This is a genomic window from Streptomyces sodiiphilus, from assembly GCF_039529215.1.
GTDB lineage: Bacteria > Actinomycetota > Actinomycetes > Streptomycetales > Streptomycetaceae > Streptomyces > Streptomyces sodiiphilus.
In genome coordinates, this window is the sequence record NZ_BAAAMJ010000055.1 from 1 (window position 1) to 3,982 (window position 3,982).

At 72.0% G+C, this 3,982-nt stretch carries 2 protein-coding genes; both read right to left on the minus strand.

Translation table 11 applies throughout. The annotated features are described in order from the left end of the window. Positions 1-1,736: type I polyketide synthase (locus ABD299_RS20865; protein WP_344264896.1), on the minus strand; the 1,736-nt coding region annotated here is incomplete at its 3' end. After that, the coding region (locus tag ABD299_RS20870; RefSeq protein ID WP_344264899.1) for an SDR family NAD(P)-dependent oxidoreductase at positions 1,736-3,982 on the minus strand (2,247 nt) is incomplete at its 5' end. The genes ABD299_RS20870 and ABD299_RS20865, both read right to left, overlap by 1 nt.

The following is a 3,982-nucleotide window of genomic DNA, read 5'->3' on the forward strand; positions in this document are numbered from 1 at the left end:
GGAAACACGAACACCGGACGCGAATCGGGCAACGCCACGCCGTGGGCCACTGTGGGGCCGGGCACGCCCCGGGCGAGCCCGGCCAGCCCGCCACGGAAGTCCTCGTCGCCCGAGCCCACCACCACGGCGCGGTGCTCGAAGGCGGCCCGCCCGGCGGCCAGGGAGTACCCGATGTCGGCGGCCGGCACCTCCGGACGGTCCTGAACGTGGGCCAGCAGCCGCTCGGCCTGACCACGCAGCGCGTCTGCGGACCGGGCCGACACCACCCACGGCACCGCGGGCCCGTGAAGGACGGCGGACCCGGCGCCTCCGCCATTGCCGCCGGCCTCCGGCACGGGGTCCGGCTCGGGCGCCTGCTCCAGGATGAGGTGGGCGTTGGTGCCGCTCACCCCGAAGGCCGAGACTCCGGCCCGCCGGGGCCGGCCCGTCTCCGGCCAGCTCCGGGCCTCGGTCAGCAGCCGCACCGCTCCGGAGGACCAGCGGACCTTGGATGTGGGCTCGTCGACGTGCAGGGTGCGGGGGAGCCGGCCGTTGCGGAGGGCCATCACCATCTTGATGACGCCGCCGACGCCCGCCGCCGCCTGGGTGTGGCCGATGTTGGATTTCAGCGAACCCAGCCACAGCGGCTCCGCGGTCCCGCGTCCCCGGCCGTAGGTGGCCAGCAGCGCACCGGCCTCGATCGGGTCACCCAGCACGGTTCCGGTGCCGTGTGCCTCCACCGCGTCCACATCCGACACCGACAGCCCTGCGCCGGCCAGCGCGGCTTCGATGACGCGCTGCTGCGCGGGCCCGTTCGGCGCGGCCAGGCCGTTGCTGGCACCGTCCTGGTTCACCGCACTGCCGCGGATCACCGCCAGCACCTCGTGCCCGTTGCGGCGGGCGTCGGACAGTCGCTCCAGCAGCACCATGCCGCAGCCCTCGCCCCAGCCCGTCCCGTCGGCAGCCGACGCGAACGACTTGCAGCGGCCGTCCGCGGACAGCCCACGCTGATGGCTGAACTCCACGAAGACGCCCGGGGTGGCCATCACCGCCACACCGCCGGCGAGGGCCAGCGAGCACTCGCCCCGCCGCAGGGCCTGAGCCGCGAGGTGCATGGTGAACAGCGAGGAAGAACAGGCCGTGTCGAGGGTGACGGCCGGCCCTTCCAGACCCAAAGTGTAGGAGATTCTGCCCGAGGCGACGCTGGAGACGTTGCCGATCAGCAGGTGCCCCTCGACGCTCTCGGGGGCGTGCTGCGGGTCGCCGCCGTACTGGAAGGAGGCCAGACCGACGTACACCCCGGTCCGGGAGCCCTTCAGCGACAACGGGTCGATTCCGGCCCGCTCGACCGTCTCCCAGGCCACCTCCAGCAGCAGCCGTTGCTGCGGGTCCATGGCCAGGGCCTCGCGTGGCGAGATACCGAAGAACGCCGGGTCGAACTGATCGGCGTCGTACAGGAAACCGCCCTCGCGGGTGTTGCAGGTGCCCGACCGGGAGGGGTCCGGGTCGTAGAGCGCGTCGATGTCCCAGCCCCGATTGGCGGGGAACTCCCCGATGGCATCCTTGCCATCGGCGACCAGCTGCCAGAGGTCCTCCGGAGACCGCACACCGGCCGGGTAGCGGCATCCCATGGAGACCACGGCGATCGGCTCGTGCTCGGCGGCCTCGAACTCCTCAAGGCGTTCACGCGTCTGCCGCAGGTCGGCAGTCACCCGCTTGAGGTAGCTGAGCAGCTTTTCTTCGTTCTCGTTCGCCATCAGGACGCCCCGAGTTCGTTGTCGATGAAGTCGAAGACCTCGTCGGCGGTTGCCGAAGCGAGTGTGTTGCCGACCGCTTCGGACGCGGCCTGCCCGGGGTCGGCGCCGAGCTTGGCCATCAGGTCCTGAAGGCGCGTGACCAGCTCGGACCGCACCCCGTCGTCCGCCAGGATTTCCGGCAGTGCCAGTTCCCATCGGCCGATGTCCTCCAGGACACCTGCGCCGTCCCCCGCGGCTTCCGGGAAGAGCTCGGTCCGCAGATACGCGGCGAGCGGTCCCGGTGCCGGATAGTCGAAGATCAGCGTGGCCGGCAGTTCCGCGCCGGTGACCGAGCTCAGGCGGTTGCGCAGTTCCATGGCGGTGAGGGAGTCGAAACCCAGCTCCTTGAAGTCCCGCCCGGCCGAGACCGAGGCGGAGGAGGCGTGACCGAGGACAGCAGCCGCCTCCACGGCCACCAGGTCCCGCAGTCTGCGTTCGACCTCGTCCGTCGGCAGACCCGCCAAGCCCTCGGTGAAGCCGGCCTGCACGACCTCCTTTCCTGCGGTGGCCGGAAGTTCCTGCGCGGTGAGTACGTCCCGCACCTCCGGCAGGTCGCCGAGCAGCGGGCGGGTTCGGGCGGCGGTGAATCCCGGAACGAACCGTTCCCACTGGACGTCCGCCACGACCAGACCTGCATCGCCGGCCCCCATCACCTCGCCGAGCGCCCGGACGGCGAGTTCGGGCTTCATGGCGATGAGCCCGCGACGGCTGAGGTGTTCCTCCACCTCACCGTGCTCGATCATGCCCTTCTCGGCCCAGGGCCCCCAGGCGACCGAGGTCGCCGGCAGCCCTCGTGCCGCGCGCAGCTCGGCGAAGGCGTCGAGGTAGCTGTTGGCGGCCGCGTAGGCGCTCTGGCCACCGCTTCCCCAGGCGGCGGCGATCGAGGAGAAGAGGACGAAGGCCTCCAGGTGCTCGTCCTCCAGCAGTTCGTCCAGGTGCTCCGCGCCTCGCACCTTGCCGTCGGCCATCGCCGCGAAGTCGGCAGGCGTGCTGTCGCACAGCGGGGAGAACTGGACGACTCCGGCGGCGTGGAAGGCGGCCCGGACGGGCTCACCGGCCGCGGTGAGGTCCCGGATCAGGCCGGCGACTGAGTCGCGGTCCCCGACGTCGCAGGAGGCGACCGTCACCCGCACCCGGCCTTCGCCGAGGGCGAGCAGTTCGTCCGCCAGTTCGGCGGCGCCCGGCGCGTCCGGCCCCCGGCGACTGGTGAGCACCAGGTGATCGGCTCCGGCACGTGCGAGCCAGCGGGCGACATGGGCTCCGATGCCTCCGGTACCGCCGGTGATCAGGACCGTGCCGTGCGGCTGCCAGCTCGGGTCGCCGGATTCCCGCAGGGAGGCACGGACCAGTCTGCGCGCGAAGATCCCGGCGTCCCGCACGGCGAGCTGATCCTCCTTGCCGGCCTCTGTGGTGATGCCGGCGAGCGCGGCCCGCACATGTTCCGAGGCGTGCCCCTCCATGACGGCCGGGAGGTCGATCAGCCCTCCCCAGGTGCGGGGGTGTTCGAGGGCTGCGACACGTCCCATGCCCCAGGTTGCCGCCTGGGCCGGACTGCTCAGGGGGTCGGAGGAACCGACCGATACCGCGCCCTGGGTGGCCAGCCACACAGGAGCCTCGATCCGTGCGTCGTCCAGCGCCTGGAAAAGGGTGAGGTTGGCGGTCAGGCCGGTCGGCAGCGACGGGTACCGGGGATCCCGGTTCTCGTCGAGCGCCAGCAGCGACAGCACTCCTGCCGGCTCCGGACCGGTACCGGCCGCCTCTCGCAGCAGGGCCGCTGCCTTGCCCCGGTCGGCACCGGCCAGCACGACGGTCCGCACCCGGGCGCCGCCCTCCTGGAGTGCTCGGGCGACGGCTTCGGTCAGCCGGTGGCCGGCGTCGTCCGCAGAAGTGACGACCAGCCAGTCGCCCGGCAGCGTACCGCTCGGCGCTCCGGCCAGTGGCGACCATGCGATCCGGTACCGCCAGGAATCGAGGGCGGCGCGGTCGCCCTGGTTGCGCCGCCATTCGGAGAGCGTGGGGAGCAGACCGCTGAGCGGTGTGTGGGGGTCGACGTCCAGCGTGGTCGCCAGGGTCTCCAGGTCGGCGTGTTCGACGGCCTGCCAGAACTCGGCTTCCGCGGAACGGGTGTCCGCGGTGGTACCGGCGTCCGGAGTTGCAGGTGCCTCGAACCAGTAGCGCTGTCGCTGGAACGCATACGTCGGCAACTG